14 protein-coding genes and 1 pseudogene are annotated in these 19,955 nt (G+C 50.1%); all 15 read right to left on the bottom strand.

The genetic code is table 11. The features are described 5' to 3' along the window. Positions 1-64: 64 nt before the first annotated feature. The 15 genes and pseudogenes from DW085_RS04585 to DW085_RS04655 all read right to left on the bottom strand — a co-directional run bounded on the left by DW085_RS04585 (position 65) and on the right by DW085_RS04655 (position 19,917). Positions 65-1,780, bottom strand: a complete 1,716-nt coding sequence (locus DW085_RS04585; protein ID WP_118491605.1) for a lectin like domain-containing protein — start codon at positions 1,778-1,780, stop codon at positions 65-67. Beyond that, positions 1,770-2,936, bottom strand: coding sequence for a class I SAM-dependent RNA methyltransferase (locus DW085_RS04590; protein ID WP_107000505.1), 1,167 nt, complete (start codon positions 2,934-2,936; stop codon positions 1,770-1,772). Before DW085_RS04590 ends, DW085_RS04585 begins: the two co-directional genes overlap by 11 nt. A 141-nt stretch (positions 2,937-3,077) precedes the next feature. Then, on the bottom strand, positions 3,078-3,389 hold the full coding sequence (locus DW085_RS04595; RefSeq protein ID WP_022359332.1) for a rhodanese-like domain-containing protein: 312 nt from the start codon (positions 3,387-3,389) through the stop codon (positions 3,078-3,080). 217 nt (positions 3,390-3,606) lie between these two features. Continuing rightward, positions 3,607-3,807: a hypothetical protein gene (locus DW085_RS04600; RefSeq protein WP_107000506.1), complete on the bottom strand. Its 201-nt coding sequence runs from the start codon at positions 3,805-3,807 to the stop codon at positions 3,607-3,609. A 264-nt stretch (positions 3,808-4,071) separates the two neighbouring features. Further along, positions 4,072-4,791 carry a C40 family peptidase gene (locus tag DW085_RS04605; RefSeq protein WP_022359330.1) on the bottom strand — a complete coding sequence of 240 codons (720 nt, stop codon included), beginning with the start codon at positions 4,789-4,791 and terminating at the stop codon, positions 4,072-4,074. A 384-nt stretch (positions 4,792-5,175) separates the two neighbouring features. Beyond that, positions 5,176-6,933 carry a HAMP domain-containing sensor histidine kinase gene (locus tag DW085_RS04610; RefSeq protein WP_118491607.1) on the bottom strand — a complete coding sequence of 586 codons (1,758 nt, stop codon included), beginning with the start codon at positions 6,931-6,933 and terminating at the stop codon, positions 5,176-5,178. Next, positions 6,930-7,606: pseudogene (locus tag DW085_RS04615) on the bottom strand (response regulator transcription factor). Before DW085_RS04615 ends, DW085_RS04610 begins: the two are co-directional and overlap by 4 nt. A gap of 358 nt (positions 7,607-7,964) precedes the next feature. Beyond that, a complete protein-coding gene (aspS, locus tag DW085_RS04620; RefSeq protein WP_107000508.1) occupies positions 7,965-9,773 on the bottom strand; it encodes an aspartate--tRNA ligase in 1,809 nt (602 codons plus the stop codon). Between the two features lie 53 nt (positions 9,774-9,826). Continuing rightward, positions 9,827-11,089, bottom strand: a complete 1,263-nt coding sequence (hisS, locus tag DW085_RS04625) for a histidine--tRNA ligase (RefSeq protein ID WP_118491609.1) — start codon at positions 11,087-11,089, stop codon at positions 9,827-9,829. A 148-nt stretch (positions 11,090-11,237) separates the two neighbouring features. Then, positions 11,238-12,689, bottom strand: coding sequence for a coproporphyrinogen dehydrogenase HemZ (hemZ, locus tag DW085_RS04630; protein ID WP_022359325.1), 1,452 nt, complete (start codon positions 12,687-12,689; stop codon positions 11,238-11,240). After that, a complete protein-coding gene (locus tag DW085_RS04635; protein ID WP_022359324.1) occupies positions 12,686-13,330 on the bottom strand; it encodes an MBL fold metallo-hydrolase in 645 nt (214 codons plus the stop codon). Before DW085_RS04635 ends, hemZ begins: the two co-directional genes overlap by 4 nt. Before the next feature lie 68 nt (positions 13,331-13,398). Further along, positions 13,399-15,684, bottom strand: a complete 2,286-nt coding sequence (locus tag DW085_RS04640; RefSeq protein ID WP_022359323.1) for a bifunctional (p)ppGpp synthetase/guanosine-3',5'-bis(diphosphate) 3'-pyrophosphohydrolase — start codon at positions 15,682-15,684, stop codon at positions 13,399-13,401. Positions 15,685-15,961: 277 nt separating this feature from the next. After that, on the bottom strand, positions 15,962-16,486 hold the full coding sequence (locus tag DW085_RS04645; RefSeq protein WP_022359322.1) for an adenine phosphoribosyltransferase: 525 nt from the start codon (positions 16,484-16,486) through the stop codon (positions 15,962-15,964). A 32-nt stretch (positions 16,487-16,518) separates the two neighbouring features. Beyond that, a complete protein-coding gene (locus DW085_RS04650; protein WP_118491611.1) occupies positions 16,519-19,374 on the bottom strand; it encodes a YfhO family protein in 2,856 nt (951 codons plus the stop codon). Positions 19,375-19,479: 105 nt separating this feature from the next. Continuing rightward, positions 19,480-19,917, bottom strand: a complete 438-nt coding sequence (locus tag DW085_RS04655) for a GtrA family protein (RefSeq protein ID WP_107000978.1) — start codon at positions 19,915-19,917, stop codon at positions 19,480-19,482. Between the last annotated feature and the right edge of the window lie 38 nt (positions 19,918-19,955).

Raw genomic sequence — 19,955 nt, forward strand, 5'->3', positions numbered from 1 at the left:
CGACATTCCGAATCACCGTTCTTCAAAAACAGCTTCCGCCATACCTTCACATCCGTACCAGCAATCAATTCCAGGAATCCACATTTCTCGTATACGCTTTCAAACACACATTGCAGTTTTGCTCCGTCTCCACGCGCTCCCAGGAGGAACCGCGGTAACTGATATAGCCTTCACCGTCGCTTAAATCGACCGTCAGTCCCTTATCCGGCGAACTGTACTCGATCGCCACCGGATGAATCGCTCCCGGTGTCGTGATCTCGACAATCACGGCAAACCGTTCACCTGCCTCCAGCGTCATCGTCTTATCCAGCAAAACCGTATAATATCCGGCGTTCGCAACCTCCCCGGAAGCCACCTTTCTGCGCCGCCCGAACTGGGAGCTGCCCTCGGCGTCCGTCACGGTATATACCTGATACGATGTATTTTCCCCGGTTGCATAGAAGCCGACTGCCTCCAGCTCTTCTTTCTCCTCTGCCGTATAAATATTGGCAAAAAATGCCGATTCTTTTCCGTAACCGAGCTGCCCGACCCAGCCGCACAAATCTGCCTGGTAAATGTGGTCGTAATTATCTGCCGACTCGATTCCGGAATAGAGAATGTTGTGGATCCCAATATTTGTATCATAGTAGGACACGTAAAAATACCCATCGTCCCCAAATTCGCCGCCCCAGCTGTTGGCGCAGATAAACGCGCCATCCCCCTCCGGCGGCTGATTAAAATTGTCCCTCGAATAGTGGTCATCCCAGCCGATGATCACAACGTCATGATTGGGCTTCTCATCGCCATTATACCAGTACGCCCCTGTCTCTTTCCGGTAATAATACGTGTCGTCGCGGTCACTGACCATCGCCGTATACAGGGAGCTCTGAACGCCTCCGTACAGATAAACCGCCCGTTTAACCGCCTCATAATCCTTCTCCGGCAACACCTGTATCTCCTGCACATGACAAGCAGGTCTTAAACCGTCAGGCGAATAGCCGTCGCCGTATGGATCCTCTTCTTCCAGCACCGGCCCCTGCCACGCCAGCAGATACGCCATCGACATCGTATACTCGCCCCCGGCATTCTGTGAAAAATGGAAGCTGTTCCGGAGGGACATATGATCCTCCGAAAAGCTGACATTCCACTCCGGCCGGACACGACTTTCCAGCGCCATCACCGATGCAAACGCCCAGCACGTTCCGAGACTCCCCTGGTTTTTAACCGCCGGTGCCCGGCCAGCCTTCCGGTAATCATAGGATTCCGGCAAAAACGTGGCTGGATCCTCTGACCCGGTCAGTTCCATTTTCCGGTTCTCTGCATCCCAATTTTCTTCATAGGAAAATACCTCCGTCACCGCCTCAAGCGGCACATACAGGATTCCATTTTCCCACTCTGGGGGTGCTGCAATCGTCTGGCTCTCCTCCCCAAGCAAAAGTTCCGGGCTTCCGACCGTCATCTCCGCATGAGTATTGCCGCGCTCCATCACAAGCCGGTTTCCATCGTAGAGAAGCACCGCACAGGAAAGCGCGTCCGGCAGCATCCCATACGGTATCATAAACTGCCCGTCCTGCGACATTCTCAAGCTTCCAAGCTGCGGATCGACCATTGTTCCATCGACTTCCAGCGTGATCGGGCTGTCATTAATCTCCTCGGCCATCTGCTCATACCACTCCGGCTGCCACTCGGCGCTCTCCTCCGTCTTTTCCACCTGCTTCGGAATATGAATCAGACGGTTCTCGCGTACCAGAAATCCCAGCAGAAGCACCAGAAGCGCCCCATAGAAAACATTACGCTTCAACCTGATCCCCCGTTTTTCTTCTCGGCGGCTTCGGACCCATAAACTGATAATAATACGTCTTCATCATACCATTGTAGATTTTCCGGTTCTTGTCCGCTTTCCTGCCAATATAGCGCTCTGCGTCCTCATACGCGGTAATCAGGTACATCGACCAAGAATCCAGCGCCTTAAACCGTTCACCGATCGTCTTATAGAGCGCTGGAAGGTTCTTTTTCTCCTCGATACGCTCGCCGTAAGGCGGGTTTGTGATAATAAAGCCATACTTCTTCGGATGGCTCAGCTGCGCCACCGGGCGCTCCTGGAAATGAATCATGTGATCCACTCCGGCTCTCTCCGCATTTTCCCGCGCCGCCTTGATTACCTCGCCGTCAATATCGTAGCCCTGAATGTCTACCTTTACGGTATCATCCACCATCTCGGTCGCTTCATCGATCGCGTCGTACCAGCATTTCTTCGGAATCAGGTTTGTCCAGCTCTCCGACAGGAAGGAACGGTTCATGCCCGGTGCCATATTGGCCGCGATCATCGCCGCCTCGATTGGGAAAGTACCGCTTCCGCAGAACGGATCGACCAGAATCCGGTCCGCTTTCCACGGAGTCAGAAGAATCAGCGCCGCTGCCAGTGTTTCCGTGATCGGCGCCTTACTCGTCATCTGACGGTAACCGCGCTTGTGCAGCGACTCGCCGCTCGTATCGATACCGACTGTCACCTGATCCTTATAGAAAAAGACGCGCAGCGGATATTCATTGCCCGTCTCCGGCATCCGGTCCAGATCGTAATATTCCTGCATATGACGGGCAATCGCCTTTTTCATAATTCTCTGGATATCTGACGGGCTGAACAGCTTACTCGAAATAGACGACGCCTTTTTAACCCAGCATTTACCGTCCTTCGGAAGATATTTCTCCCACGGAATCGCACGGGTCGCCTCAAACAGCTCGTCAAAGGTCACTGCCTTGAAGCTTCCCACTTTTAAAAGGACGCGCTCCGCCGTCCGCAGAAAAATATTCGCACGGCAGATCGCCTCCGCATCGCCGATAAAGGTTACGCGACCATTTTCCACCTCGGTAACCTCATAGCCCAGATCCACTACCTCTTTTTTTAACACTGCTTCCAGTCCAAAATGACAGGGAGCAATCAGTTCATATCGTTCCAATCTTTTTTCCTCTTATCTCTCTGTGGATTCATTGCCAAATCATTTCATGCAAAGAATCCTTTTATTTTCATTACAGTCTTCACCATTTTTATTCTAGTTGACTGGTCTGCATCTGTCAATGAAAAGCCGCGGCAAAAGTGCCTATCTCAGGCTGCACTGATACTTTCCCTGATAAAAGCGGTAACCGCCGCCCAGATTATAAACCTCATATCCCATCCGGTCATACCAGCCGCACACCAGAAGGCTTTCACTCCCCCGCGCACAGTAAAACAGAAGCGGACGTTCACCTGTAAGTGTCTGCCGGTTATCCTGAAGCCATAAAAATGGAATATTTTCCGCCTCGCAGAGGTGAGACACATTATATTCTTCCGGCGTCCGAAGGTCAATCAGCCGTCCCGTGTACCCTTGCTCCAGCCACGCGTCCAGATACCGCACCGGTATGGTCTGATACATCCGTCATCCCTCCTCATTTTATACAAAAACGGTTTCTGACAGAACCCGATTTCTTTTTTAACTCTATGTAATATTAATATATGCTTTGTCCGGCGGACAGGTGTCGGAGGAGATGCGGCAGCCTCTTCCATTGGCTAGAAAACGAACAAATGCCGGGAAACGGTGGATATTCCGCATTCCCGGCATTCACTATTTTTTCTCTTATCTGCCTGTCTCATCAGTCACAATCGCTGTAATCATCCTCTGTCTTGTCCTGATACTGGTTTTTAGAGCTATTCCTGGAACGGTTCTGGCTCTGGTTCTGCATGCGGTTCTGGCTCTGGTTGGAACCATAATTAGAGCTGTTCTTGGATGCATTTTTGGTGCTGTTTTTCTCAGCACTGTTATCATAGTTGCTGTAACTGTTTTTGCTTGACATAAGTCATTCCTCCTAAATTCCTGCCCTGTCAGGTTTTCTACGTGTCGGTTCCGGCTTCCTGTGAACAGCCGCTTAACCGTCACTTTCTTGTTACAGGTCTTAGTATGGAATTTTACTGCGAAAGTATGCAGGGTAATTCTTACTTTTTATGCCAGTAATATTTTTTTGTTTCATCGGACGCAATTTCCTATGAAATCAAAAAACATCTGCATCCAACCCTTTTTTCATGAAAAGGTTCAATGCAGATGTTTCGTAAATTCATTCTTAACCCAGCACGTTCACAATCTTAACCGGTGTGCGGTAGTTCCATGGGGAAGTCTTGATGCCGGTTCTTTCAGTTGAAGCATGTACCACTTTGCCGTCGCCGATATACATCGCTACATGGTTGATACCTCTTCCGCTTCCGTAGAAAATCAGGTCGCCCGGCTGCATCTGGTCAGCGCTGATTGCTGTACCCTGCTTGGACTGGGAAGTTGAAGAACGGTTCAGGCTCACACCGGCACCGTGCTGCATCACATATTTCGTAAAACCAGAACAGTCAACCCCTGTGTGCGGGTCGCTGCCGCCAAATTTATAACGTCCACCTACAAACTGCAGTGCATAATTGACTAACTGCTCTCTGGTCGAGAGATTGCTCTGCTCTGCGACAAATGCATCTGCGACTGCAGCTGCTTCCTCTGCCTTGCTGAGCATAACGCTACTCTGAACCTTCAAATAGCCTTCCATCTCACCGGCCGCTACCTTGATCCAGCTGTCATCTGCCTTTCCAACTACGTCATAGGACTCGCCCTTTTCAGCCATCGCTACTACTTCTGAGTTTTCATCCTCATCCGCATAGATCGAAAGGTCTGCTGCCACGGTTGCCACCATGTCGCTCTCATAACCTGTAGACGGCCCCGCAAAAGCTGCCTGCGCGCTACCAATGGTCAGCATTGAGCACACGCATACCATACTGAAAAGTTTCTTTGTTCTATTTAAATTCATGCTTCAAAACTCCTTAATTAGATTTCGAGATTCCCGCAGATATTGCTGAAACAAAAGAATCGAGTCCCAATCGCTGTGGTGTTATCTATCGTTCGAAATGTTACATAATTATTAAATCTTGTTACATTGTTATTATATTTTCTTTTCTTTTCGTTGTCAAGGAAATGACGGATCTTTTATATTTATTTAAGATTTTAATTTCCGACAAAAAAGCGCAAAAATACAGGGAATTTCAACCATATTGGTACAAAATATTTTTGCCTCAGGCTGCCGAAATGCCCTGTATTTTCAAGTGTTTTTTATATCATCTTATATATAATGCAAATCACGATTCTGAAACATATTTCATAATTCTAAGATTCTGTCTCTGGCAAAATTTTATTTTCATTTTTCACCAGCCGTGTCCAGCGTAAACCAGAACTCCACACCGTTCTCATGGTTCTTCACACCGCACGCCTTATGGTGCATCTCCATGATCGCCTTGACGATCGAAAGCCCGATGCCGCTGCCGCCATATTCCCGCGTTCTCGCTTTATCTACCTTGTAAAACTTCGTCCAGAGGTTCGGAAGCGCTTCGTCCGGGATCGGATTTCCCGTGTTAAACACTTCCACGCAGACCTCTTTTCCATCGCGCCGGTGGTCAATCCGGATCTGAATCTTCTTCTCCCCGCCGCCCACATGATGAATCGCGTTCGTCAGATAATTGGTGATGACTTCCTCTATTTTAAATTCATCGCCCATGACGTAGACCGGTTCCTTCCCGTCAAAATCCACAGTCAGCTCATTCTGCTTAAGCAGCACACCGGAAGAAGAAATCACACTGGCAATCAGCTCCGTCAGGTCAAACCGCTCCACAGACAGCCGTTCTCCGCCAAATTCCAGCGCCGTCAAGGTCAGAAGCTGGCGCACCATCCGATTCATTTTCCCAGCCTCGTCCATGATAACGCCGCAGTAATAATCGCGGTTCTCCTTGTCCTCCGCCATGCCCTCGACGAGTCCTTCCGCATAGCCCTGAATCAGCGCGATCGGCGTCTTTAACTCATGCGACACATTCGCAATGAACTCCTTCCGCATCTCATCGATCTGCACTTTCTCGTCAATATCCTTTTTAAGCTGTGCATTCGCCTCTTTCAGTTCCCCGATCGTTGTCTTGAGGCGCTCCGAAAGCACATTCATGCTGTTTCCAAGCGTATCAATTTCCTCCGTCGAGCGGCGGCTTGTCTCATAGCGGGCATCAAAATCCAGGTTCGACATCTTTTCCGACAGCTCCGACAGCCGTTTGATCGGCATCGTAATGTGCCGGGTAATAAAATAAATCAGAATACTTCCCGCCAGAATTACCACGATTCCAACAAACATCAGAAACCGGTTTGAGATAGCCGCGCTCTCATGGATGCTCTCCATCGGCATCGTCATGATGAAAATGGTCGCATTATCCGAGAAAAATCCCCAGCTTTCCAGATAAAACGTCTTGCTGAGCGGGTCAAACGTCTTCTGAATCATGTAGTTGTCATATTCCCGCAATACATCCCGCTTCGCCCCCGCATGACCGACGATATAGCGCCGCACCCGGTCACGCATGACTTCCACATCCCGCGCCGAGGAGACGAGTGTCTGGTCACTCTCGCTGTCATATAAAAGCAGGGAAATATTCGACCGGTCACGCAGCTCGCGGATCACATTTGCCAGCCGGACACCGCCGCTCGAAGCTTCCTCCCCATCCAGTGCATCCGCCGATGCATCCTCCGAATCATCCTCCAGCACCACCGTGTCACCTTCCGCATATTCACCCAACGCATCCTGTGTCTCATCGCCAGCCCTATCACCGGTTCCATTTTTACCAGACTGAGCCGAACCGCCATCCGCACTGTCCATATCAGAACTTCCATCTTTCGACTTCTGGTACTCTTTCCAGCCCGAATTCAGCTCCGCCTGTGCGTCCTCCAGCGAACTCTCGCCATTCCGGACCTCATCCTGGATAATCGCGTCAATCGCCCGATATCCCTTTTCCAGCGTATGAATCTTATAATTCTGGTAATATCCGGACAGAAACCAGTTATTGATACACCAGATAAGCGCGATTGCAACCGTCATCAACCCGGCAAATATGATTGTAAATTTCCATCGGACCGAACGTTTCATTCGCTTACCTCAAATTTGTAGCCCATGCCCCAGATCGTCTTGATGTACTCGCCTTTCTCGCCCAGCTTACTCCGAAGCTTCTTCACATGCGTATCGATCGTCCGCGCATCGCCGAAATAATCATAATTCCATACATTATTCAGAATTTTTTCTCTCGAAAGCGCAATTCCCTGATTCTCTGCAAAATACGTCATCAGCTCAAATTCCTTGTAGCTTAAATCCACCGGTTTTCCATCCACGCTGACCTGATGTGCCGTCTTATCAATGTGGATGCCGCCCACATCGATCACATCCTGGCTGCCGCCGTTGCTGCGGCGCAGGATCGCCTCCACACGTGCAACCAGGATCTTCGGACTGAACGGTTTGGAAATATACTCATCCACGCCCAGATTAAAGCCCTGCAGCTCGTCGCTCTCCTCGCCTCTCGCCGTCAGCATGATGATCGCACCTGCGAATACTTGCGGATCGTCTTCACAACCTCCCAGCCGTCCATCTTCGGCATCATCACATCCAGAAGAATCAGCGCAATGTCCTTCTGCTGGAAAAACAGATCCACCGCCTCCTCGCCGTCCCCGGCTTCCAGCACCTGATACCCTTTAATCGAAAGGAAGTCCTTCACCAGCTTCCGCATCCTCGCCTCATCGTCCACGACCAGTATTTTAATCTTATCCATAAAATCTTCACCTCATTTATTTTACTCTGCCGTGTATGACAGAACCTCTTTCCACGCTGTCATATCCTGATTACATTCTCAATCTGTCTGTATTTTAGCAGATCCGGGTGGGAGATTCCATAGGTTCACAAAAGATTCATAGTTTCTACCACATATAGAAAAGAGAGTCCTTTTCCATCCTCCTGGGCTCCCCAATGCAAGCAATTTATATATTCAGTTGCCAAGGACAAATGGAACTTTTTCATCTCACACGCAAAACAGGACTGTCCGACAAAATCCAGTATTTCCCTGCATTTCTCATCCAGCCCTGTTTGCTTTCTATTTCACAGTCTTCCCAGGCTGTTCCATATCTTATATTTTATTCTTCGGTCTTCTCCGCTTCATCGCTCTCGACCACACCAATGGAAAGATCTTCAAGCTGTTTCGGATCAACCTGAGACGGTGCTTCCATCATCAGGCAGGAAGCATCTTTTACCTTCGGGAATGCGATGACGTCGCGGATGCTGTCTGCGCCGACCATCAGCATAACCATACGGTCCATACCGTAAGCCAGACCAGCGTGCGGCGGTACTCCGTACTTGAATGCATCTAACAGGAAGCCGAACTGCTCCTGTGCCTTCTCCTTCGTGAATCCAAGAACCTCAAACATCTTCTCCTGGATGTCTGCCTGATGGATACGGACAGAACCGCCGCCCATCTCGGTACCGTTCAGGACGATATCGTATGCTTTTGCACGTACCTTGCCCGGATCGGTATCGATCAGCGGAAGATCCTCTTCCATCGGCATGGTAAATGGATGGTGCATAGCTACGTAGCGATCCTCTTCCTCTGAATATTCAAGCAGCGGGAACTCGGTTACCCACAGGAACTTAAAATCATCCTTCTTTAAGAGGTCAAGCTGTCTAGCGATCTCCAGACGTAAGTTTCCAAGTACATCAAATACAACTTTATCCTTGTCAGCTGCGAACAGAAGCAGATCGCCCGGCTTACCGCCCATAGCAGCCACCAGTGCATCCAGCTCTTCCGGCTTCATGAACTTGGAGAAGGAGCACTTATAGGTACCGTCCTCATGGATTGCCAGATATGCAAGACCTTTTGCACCAAAGCCTTTTGCGTACTCAACCAGCGCATCGATCTTCTTTCTCGGCATAGCGCCCTGTCCTTCTGCGTTGATACCGCGGACAGAGCCGCCATTTTCCAGTGCACTCTTAAATACAACGAACTCGCAGTCTTTTACTACATCCGATACGTTTTTTAGCTCCATGCCGAAACGCAGATCCGGCTTATCGGAACCGAAACGATCCATTGCCTCGCGCCAGGTCATACGCTGGATCGGAAGCTGCAGATCGTAATTGCAGATCTCCTTGAAGAGCTTCTTTAACAGACGCTCATTGACATCCAGAACGTCCTCCACATCCACAAAGGAAAGCTCCATATCGATCTGGGTAAACTCAGGCTGACGATCGGCTCTTAAGTCCTCGTCACGATAGCAGCGTGCCAGCTGGAAGTAGCGGTCATATCCAGAACACATCAGAAGCTGTTTTAACAGCTGCGGAGACTGCGGCAGTGCATAGAAGCTGCCCGGATGTACACGGCTCGGTACCAGGTAGTCTCTCGCGCCCTCCGGAGTACTTTTAATCAGAGTCGGAGTCTCAATCTCAAGGAAGCCTTCCTCTGCTAAGAATGCACGGGTCAGGATAGCCACGCGGCTTCTTGTCATCAGGTTTCTCTGGATATCCGGACGTCTCAGATCCAGGTAACGGTATTTCAGGCGAAGATCCTCTTTGGTCTTGGAGTTCTCCTCGATCGGGAACGGCGGTGTCTCAGACTCTGCCAGAATGCGGAGGTAATCCGCGCGGATCTCAATCGCACCTGTCTTTAAGTTTTCATTTACTGCACCGGAACGTGCCTCTACGCGTCCGGTTACAGCGATAACGAACTCGCTTCTCAGCTTTTCTGCCTTTGCAAAGCTCTCAGCGCCGCAGTCAGCTTCCTCGAAGATCAGCTGCAGGATACCGGAACGATCCCGCAGATCCACGAAAATAATGCCGCCTTTATTTCTGCTCTTCTGAACCCAGCCCATAACGGTTACTTTCTCACCGATATTGGCAGTTCCCAGCTCGGTACAGCGATGGGAACGTTTCAGTCCTGCCATAGATTCTGCCATGATAGTATTTCCTCCGTTTATTATAGTTTTATCTGAAAAATTCAAAAACTGAATCACTTCAAACTGTCTTTGTAAAATTCCACGATCTCCTCGTAGCCGTCCTTCGCCAGCTGCTCCTTCTGGAATTTCTTGTTCTTGTTCATCTGTGCGACTGCCACGCGGGTGCCGTTAGCGCGCTCTTCCTGTGCTTTCTTTAAGACGGCACGGAACTGCTCGCCGCTTAAACCTTTCTCATACAGGAATGCTTTCTTGCCGGCTGACTCCGGTACTTTGAAACCGGAATCCATCAGGATCGTGATGATACGCTCAAAACCGATGGAGAATCCGCACGCCGGTGTATCGACGCCGGTAAATTTGCCGATCAGCTTGTCGTAACGTCCGCCGCCTGCAACGGAGCCGCCGAAGCCTTCCATGGAAACCTCAAAAATCGTTCCGGTATAGTAGCCCATGCCGCGCACCAGCGTCGGGTCAAATTCAAGACCGAATTCGATGTCTGCAACCGCTTTAACAGTCTCCATGATCGTTGCCAGATTCTCTGCCTTTGCCGGATCCATCACGCCGGAGAGCTTCTCGCCCAGCGCGCGGACGCCTGCCGCATCGTTCTGAATCTCTGCCAGAAGTCCGGTGTATTTCTCAACCGCCTCTGGCGCATAACCTTCTGCAAGCAGCTCTTCGCGGACACCGTCCAGACCGATCTTATCCATCTTATCGAGAATGATAAATACCTTATCGGTCTCATTTTCCGGAAATCCGCTGTAATCTGCCATGCCCTTTAAGATCGCACGGTCATTGACGCGGACAGTGTATGCCTTGTCCGGGCAGATGCGCTTCAGCGCCTTGGTAAGCGCCAGAATCTCCTCGATCTCAGCCAGGTTTGTCGCATCACCTAAAATATCGATATCACACTGTACAAACTGACGGAAACGCCCCTTCTGCGGACGATCGGCACGCCATACGCTTCCGACCTGCAGCGCCTTGAACGGCGCTGATAAATTAGCAGAATTGTTTGCATAATAACGGCTGAGCGGCAGAGTTAAGTCATAGCGGAGACCACCGTCTACGACATCTGCCTCTGTCTGTGCTGCTTCGACGTTCAGCTTCTCGCCTCTCTTTAAAATCTTGAAGATCAGCTTCTCATTGTCGCCGCCCTGCTTACTGGTCAGGTTCTCAATGTGCTCCACGCACGGAGTCTCGATCGCCGAGAAGCCGTATCCGCGGTAGGTATCTTTGATGATATTCAGCACATAATCCCGGATCTCCATCTCGCCCGGAAGAATGTCCTTCATGCCTGTAACTGGTTTTTTCTTTAAAGCCATGTGTCAAACTCCTTCTATGTCTTTCTGCGACCATATTTCCCGCGCAAAGAAAACTTCACTTTTCCATGCTGGAAACTGGATTTTTATGTTTCTCTGTTACAAAGTGTTTTTCTGCATCTGACACCCTGTATCTGTGAATTTTTCGTTTTTACTCTCTTCGTCCAAGCAGCTTCTCTTTCCGCCCGATCATCTCATCGATCCGGTCGATATACTGCTCAACTTCCTTGACGTTCTCCGCCCTCTCAATCCGGTTTTCTGCCGGGAAATAAACCTTGGTAGTCGTTCCCGCACCGCAGGCGGCGATCGTCTGTTTTTCTTCCATAATCAATATATTATAGAGACATTCCTTGCCCGGAACCGCATAACCGACATTTTCAAAATTGCCCGCCATATTTTTCTGGCGGTAGAGATAGTACGGTTTCAGTCCCATCTCCTCGGCATACTGCGCGGTCAGGTCAATCATCTCCTGTGTATTGACAATCTTCAGATTTCCGTAGCGCTCCTTATAGATATTCAGGCGCGCCGCGCGCTTGATCGCCAGCGAATGCACCGTCACGCTGTCCGGTCTGAGTGCCTTGATCTCCTCCATTGTCTGGCGGACATCGTCGATCGTCTCCTCCGGCAGACCCACGATCAGGTCCATATTGATATTGTCAAATCCCAACTCCCGCGCCAGCAGGAATTTTTCCTTCACATCCTCCACCGTATGACGGCGTCCGATGAGGTCAAGCGTCGCCTGCTTCATCGTCTGCGGATTGATGGAAATACGGGAAATGCCGTGATTCCGGAGCACCTGCAGCTTTTCGCGCGTGATGCTGTCCGGACGTCCCGACTCAACGGTAAATTCAACTGCCTGTTCCACCGGGAATAATTCTTCCACCTTTGTCAGGATCTCATCCAGATCCTGCGGATTTAACGAGGTCGGTGTGCCGCCTCCAAAATAGATGGTCGAAAGCGGGCGATCCTTCATCTGCTCCGCCACATATTCCATTTCCTTAAAAAGCGCCTCTTTGTAGAGGTCCATCCGTTTTTCCCATTTCACAATCGGAAACGACGTAAACGAACAGTACAGGCAGGTTGTCGGACAGAACGGGATTCCCACATACAGGCTGTACCCATTCTCATAATCGATCGTGGACAGCAGGCGTCTCTCGCGCTCCGCCACGTCGATGCTCAGATCGATCTTTTCCTTGCTGGTGAAATACGTCTCGCGCATATAGGTCTCGATCTGCTCGTCCGTCCAGCCATCATACAGCTTCGTGAGCGCAATCTTCGTCGGACGGATGCCGGTAAGCGTCCCCCACGGAAGCTCTCTGCCGGTCTGGGCACTCAAAAGACGGTATAACGTCTGTTTGATCTCATTTTTCGTCTCAAAACGGTTGGAAAAATCCGGATAAATCAAAGCAAAGTGAACAGCTTCTTTCTTCACCGGCGTCACATCCAGTGAAAACGAGTTTCCGTCCCGGACTCCCCGTACAATCAGCTCCGCCTCCCCGGCTTCCTCTTCCTTGTGCGTAAATGTCTCGCCCGGATAAAATGCCATCAGGAGCTCACGGATATCCTGTTCAAAGGACGCGTCATTTAACAAAATCGCTATCATGCTTCGCGCCCCCTGTATCCCGCCAGCGGATTGTACTGTTTTTCGTCGGCGATCGTCGTATATCCCATGTGTCCCGGATATACATTCGTATCATCCGGCAGGTTCAGAAGGATATCTGCCACCGAATGAATCATCTGACGTCCGCTTCCAGTCGGGAAATCGATGCGTCCGTAAGAACCTTCAAATAAGGTATCTCCCGAAAACAGCACCTTCTCTGATTTTACATAATAACAACAGGAACCTTCTGTATGTCCCGGTGTATGAAGCATCTGGAACGTGTAGCCCGCTGCCTCGAACGTCTCTCCATCCTTCAAAAGCATATCCGCTTTCAGATGCAGACCGCCGCCCTGAAACTGGACGGACAGGTTCTTATCCGGATCCGCCAAGACCGCCTGCTCCTGCTCACAGGCATAGACCGGCACGCCCAGATCCCGTCTCAGCTCTTCCATCGCCGTCACATGGTCAAAATGTCCATGAGTCAGCAGAATCGCCTTTGCCTTCGCTCCGGTCTGCGCCAGTGCATCCTCGATCCGCGCCGCCTCATCGCCCGGATCGACAATCACAGCTTCTTTCGTCTCCGGATGCACCGCAATATAACAGTTCGTCTGGACCATTCCCACGATCAGCCGTTTTATCTCCATCTTTTCCTCCTAATAATATGTGAAACTTTCACAGGGTGTAAGTACCTGTGAAATATAGAGAGAACCGCTTATCCGGCAGTTCTCTCTATATCTAATACTCCTTCAATCTGTCTGAGTTTATCAGATAATTTATTTAATTCCTCAATTCCGTGAATATCGAACGTCATGACGATCGTCGCCTTGCCCTGCTTGCTTGTCCGCACATTCATCGAGGTAATATCGATCTGGCGCTCGGTAAATACCTTGGAAATATCCACAAACATACCGATGCGGTTGTTCGCATAGATCTTGATTTCGGTGGAATATTTTTCCGTGCCCGTCTGTGCTTCCGGCTGCTGCCACTCGGCTTCAATCAGGCGCTCACGCTCTTCCTGCGGTAGATTCATCACATTGATGCAGTCCGTCCGGTGGATCGAGATACCGCGTCCCCTTGTGACAAATCCGACGATCTCATCGCCCGGAACCGGGCTGCAGCACTTCGAAAAACGAACCGCCAGATCGTGGATTCCCTTGACAACGATACCACTCTTCGACTTCCCGGCTGCGATCACCGGAACCTTGTTTCCATCCGACGCCATGTTATCGAGGATCGTCGTGTCGGTTACTTCCTTCTTTAACTTCTTGTTGCGCTCATCCAGCATCTTGTTGATGACCTGTCCCTCTTTGAGGGCGCCATGTCCGATCGATGCCAGAACGGAATCCCAGTCACGGTACGCATAGCGCTTCATGACCTTTTCCATATATTCCGGTTTATTTAACTCTGAATAATTGATGTCCTTCGCCTTACAATATTTATCCAGAAGCGCACGGCCGCGCAGGATATTGTCCTCTTTCAGCTCGCTCTTGAACCACTGGTTGATCTTATTCTTCGCCTGTGTGCTCTTAACCAGTTTCAGCCAGTCGCGGCTCGGTCCCTTGGAATTCTGGGAGGTAATAATCTCGACACGGTCACCATTTTTAATGACATAATCGATGTTGACCAATTTTCCGTTGACACGGGCACCAACCATCTTGTTGCCGACCGCACTGTGGATCGAATACGCAAAATCGATCGGGGTGGAACCGCTCGGCAGGTTCTTGACATCGCCCGTCGGGGTAAAGCAGTATACATCATCCGTAAAGAGGTCCAGATCACTCTTTAAGAGACTTAAGAACTCTTTATTATCGGACATATCCCGCTGCCATTCCAGGATCTCACGCAGCCAGGAAAGCTTTGCCTCGGCGCTGTCGATCGCCGCCTTGCTGCTGCCGCTCTCCTTATATTTCCAGTGTGCCGCGATACCATACTCAGCGGTACGGTGCATCTCATAGGTGCGGATCTGAATCTCAAACGGCTGTCCGCTGCTGCCAATCAGAGTCGTATGCAGCGACTGGTACATATTCGGTTTCGGCATGGCAATATAATCTTTAAAACGTCCCGGAATCGGTTTGTACATCTCATGGATGACACCGAGCGCCGCATAACAGTCCTTCACGCTCTCCACGATAATCCGGACCGCAAAAATATCATAGATTTGATCCAGCGTCTTGTCCTGGTTTACCATCTTTTTATAGATGCTGAAGAAATGTTTCACACGGCCGTCTACCTTGGCTTCGATGCCCGCATCGTCCATATGTTTCTTGACTTCATCCATAATCTTATGGATAAACGCCTCCCTGGTGTCCTTACGGAGCGCCAGTTTTTCGGACAATTCTTTGTAAACCTCCGGCTGGAGATATTTGAGAGACAAATCATCCAGCTCGGTCTTGATCTTGGAAATACCAAGACGATCAGCAATAGGCGCGTAGATATCCATCGTTTCACGCGCCTTTTCTTTCTGTTTTTCCGGCTTCATATATTGAAGCGTCCGCATATTGTGCAGACGGTCTGCCAGCTTAATCAGGATAACCCGGATGTCCTTCGCCATCGCTAAGAACATCTTACGCAGGTTTTCCGCCTGAATCTCTACTTTATCGATCGTCCACGAGATCTGGGTCAGCTTGGTAACACCGTCTACTAAAAGTGCTACCTCCTCGCCAAAGATCGCCGTGATCTCCTCCTCTGTCATGACCGTATCTTCCACGACATCGTGCAGGATACCTGCCACCAGAGTCTCTTTATCCAGCTCCAGATCCGCCAGAATGATCGCCACACAGAGCGGATGAATGATATACGGTTCACCTGATTTACGCCTCTGGTCCTTGTGTGCGTCATACGCGATCTGGTACGCTTTCTCAATCATGCTGATGTCATCCGACGGATGGTACTTGCGAATGGCGGCAATCAACTCATTATACAGTACCTCCGGACTCGTAAAATCCGCCGGCGCTTCAATTTCCTGATCCAGCTTTTTTATTTTATCCAAATTTCCCATATATGCCTCCTGACCCTTCCGTAGATAACTGAAACGCCTGCCGTTCGGGATCCGGAAAGCGGTTCACGCAAATGAAATAAAATATTATATAGAATACCCCTATTATACGAATATTTGACAAAAAATGCAACGGCAAACTATTTTGTTACTGTTCACGCATACGTGCCCAGTAACGGAATTTGCCGTGGCTTCGCATTTAAATACGGCAAATTCCTGCTGCCACCACGTTTTCTTACGGCACTTTCGGTTCCAAAAGTGCCTACCCGTGAACCGTTACCTATTTCCCCTCATAGGTAATTAGGGCATCCACCGCATATCCGTTCAGTTTTTCGCGTCCCTTTAAGCCTGCCAACTCCATCACGCAGCAGATTTTTACAACCTCTCCGCCCATCTTCTCGATGAGCTTGACAATCGCCTCGGTCGTTCCGCCGGTTGCGATCAGGTCGTCAACGATAACTACCTTCTGTCCCGGTTTAATGGCATCCTCATGCATCTCCAGAACCGCGCTGCCATACTCCAGATCGTAGCTTACAGATACCGTCTTGCACGGCAGTTTGCCTTTCTTGCGGATTGGCACGAATCCCTTGTGCATCGCATATGCAACCGGCACGCCAAAAATAAACCCGCGGGACTCCGGACCAACCACGATATCATAATCCACGCCCTCTAAGGATTTCTGGATTCCGTCGATCGCAAGCTGCAGTCCGTCTGCATCCTGTAAAATCGTAGTAATATCGCGGAAAATGATACCCGGCTCCGGGAAGTCCGGAATGCTTCTTACATATTCTTCCAGCTTTTTCATGATTTTAACCTCTTTTCTATAAATTTTGTATCTCAATTTCTCAGTTTCAAATCGCCATCCGGCTCTTTTTCCACCGTTCTTCTCATTTTTGCAGAAGTTTTCCCCTGCTTCTTCTTCCTTATATACATAGAAGCCACAATCACCGCCAGCACAAACAGCGCACCTCCGCTGATCAGCAGTCCCTCATGCAGTCCCTGCGGATAATACCTGAGTTCCACCGTATGGGTTCCCGCCGTCAGTTCCACGCCGGTAAATGCCTTCCAGACCGGACGCGTGATAGCTTCTTTTCCATCCACCGTGACCGTCCAGCCCTCGTCATACGGGATCGTGAGGAACAGCGTTCCGCCCTCGCCCGCGTCGATCGTGCCCTTCATCGCCTCCTCGCCCAATGTTTCCAGTTCAAATGGATGCTGGTTGAGGCGCTCATAGAGCGCACGCAGCCCGGCTTCGTCAAAGCGGTACGCGCTCGCGTCCATGCTTCCGGCACTGTCATTGCTCTCCAGCAGAATCAATGTGCCTGCCTTCACATATCCGGTTTCCACCAGATACCCGCGTTTCAACGTATCAATGCTGCGGCTCTCCCCGCCGACATCCAGTTTAACCGAATCAATCTGACGGTTTGCGACACTTATATAATACTCCCCATCTTCCGGTGCTGTAAAGGAAAAACGATTCCCCTGCTCCTCCCCGCCCGTGAAAATCAGGCACTCCGGCACGCCCAGCACATCCGATAAATCATTCTGGACATCCGCCGGCGAAGAAAGATCGCGCTTCCAGCCCGTTTCCACTATGTCCGGCAGGATAAAGCCGAGCGGCAGCGTCCACGGATTCTCATAGAGGTACGTGTCACCTGAAAATGCATAGAGCGACAGGCGCGGATTGTCCTGCTTACCCTCATAGAGTGCATATTTGATTGAAAATAACGAATCCACCAGCGGCGTACTTCCCACGATGCTGTATGCGTTCGTCGAACCTTCGCAGCCCATCTGTTTGAAGAAATCCGTCACCCCGGCATTTGCCACCGATGAAAACAGTGATACGGATGGAAAATGCATCCACGCGCCATCATTTTTCGTGCGCGCATTCGTTTTATCAATCCGGTAAAATTCCGTCTTTTTGAGCGGCTCTGTCACCGCTGCAACATCCTGATTGTCTGCCACATAATCAGTCCGGCTCGTCGTCGGAATGCTCGTTGCCGCCATATTGGCAAGCGCCTCCACACTTACCAGAGCCATCGCCAGAAGCGCCGCCGTGAACGCGAAATGTTCTTTATTTTGATAGAAATAAAAGACGCCCAGATACAGCAGCAGAAGCACCACTGCCACATACCAGACAACTGGCTCAAACGCATCGTCCGTCACCAGCTTTTCTGCCAGAATCACGTAGCCAATCGCGGCGGATGTCACCCCGGCAAACTGCCGTTTGGATATTTCATCCAGATATAGATACGCCCGGAAACACATCGTCAGCACCAGCGCGATATAGATAAACGACTGGCGGCACGGCAGGCTGTTCGGGTAATGGAAGCCATGCCAGATAAAATTCAGCACATTGAACGAAAAGCTGGCATAGAAAAAGAGCAACAGCACACCGTACACAACCTTTTCCCGGATCGCAATCCGGCGGTTCAGAAAATACAACCCCATGAAAATGTAAACTGCCACGCCGCAGTAGAGGTTCGGCCAATGGTCGAGTCCCGTCTCCACCTGTACATTTCCGATGTGCCGCGCGATCATGTCAAAGATCGGGAAGTAGATTTCCAGTGTGGTCGGAAAATTAAAATCGCCAGACGCCGTACTCTGCAGCGCCGCAATCTCCGGAAGAAGCACCGCAGCCGCCAGCGCACCCGCCAGAAGCGAATACACACCAAACAGGAAAAAGCTGTGCAGACAATCTTTCCATCCCGGCCGTTTCTCCAGAAACAGGAGCGCCACATAGTAAATCACCATGAAGAGGCATATCATAATTGATATATAGTAGTTGGACAGGATTGAAAGTCCCAGCATCAGGCAGTAAAAAAGCCCTTTTTTTTCGCGCACCAGCCGCTCCAGGCCGTGCAGGATCAGCGGCAGCAGCACGATGCAGTCCAGCCACATGATATTCCAGCTATACGCCGCCATATAGCCGGACAGCGCATAGAATACGCCGAAATAGCACGCTCCAAACTTCTGTGAACCCGTGTGCTTTTTCAGATACCACGCCATCGAAAGACCCGCCAGACCGCTCTTGAACACGATCATGTAGGTCATAAATTCGATAATCAGGGACGACGGGCATAACAGCAGCAGCCAGTTAAACGGGCTCGCCAGATAGTACGCATAGAGCGCGGCAAAGTTTACGCCCATGCCGACATCCCAGCTGTAAAGCAGGCTCTCGCCACTTAAAAGCTTATGCCGGAATTCCGAGAAAAACGGCGCATACTGGTGGTACATATCCGTCCGCAGGAAGCTTTCCTGCCCAAAGGGGAAAATACCGCGGTATGCAAAAATCAGGATCAAAATCACCACCGGCAGGAAAAATGCCGCCAGGAGATCATCCGACGGACGGAAAACCGCAGCCAGGCGCCCCATTCCGCGGGGTGATTTCTCTGGTTCATCCCACTCATCTAATTCATCTAATTCTTCCTGCTCCCAGTCATCGTCATTCAACTCATTAACGACATCTGCTCTGGACTCTGAAAGTTTAGATTTTCTGGCATCTTCTTCCTGTCTCCAGGCAGGCATTCGTTCAGCACGTCTCATATCTGTACAAGCGATCTCCGAATCCACGTCCGCACCTTCCCGCTCGTTCTCATACTCCTCTATTTTCCCCGTTGTTTCCGCTCCCGTAAGCTCCCTGAGTGCTTCTTCCAGTTTACTGGAACTTTCGTCTCGTTCTCTTTGCTCCATCTTCCCTCCATCCAGAATCCTGTTCAGGCGGCGTTTTCTCTACTCTTTCCGGCTTTTCCGGTCTGACTTCAGCATCCATTTCCGCTGTCATTTCTCCACACAGCCCTATTTCGAGGATTCTTTCTTTTTGAAAATAAATAATTTACTGCAAATATAATTCAGCACCAGCGAGATCGCTGATACCACAATCTTACAGATCATATCCTGTTTGATTCCCATGCCGTCTACCATCACGATCATCGCCACATACGTGAACACCGATGTGAGAATACGGCAGGAGAAAAACGAAGCCATTTCCTTAAGAAGATATACAGGGCGGAAATTGTAGCTTCGGAATACCCAGATCTTGTTTGTCACATATGCAAACAGGATCGCCGCCGCCTGACAGCAGATCGTCGCCATACGGTAGTTCATGCCGTTGTGGCGAAAAACCGCATAGGAAATCCAGTCCACCAGCGTCGTCAGAACGCCGAATATCAGATACGATATCGTCTCCCTGTTTACAAACTTTCCCCAGATCAGGGATAACTTTTCCTTTATCATCACTTTTTCTCCGAAAAAAGAATTGTATGGGCAGCGGT

Origin of the sequence: Clostridium sp. AF50-3 (genome assembly GCF_003477445.1) — a bacterium.
GTDB lineage: Bacteria > Bacillota > Clostridia > Lachnospirales > Lachnospiraceae > Otoolea > Otoolea fessa.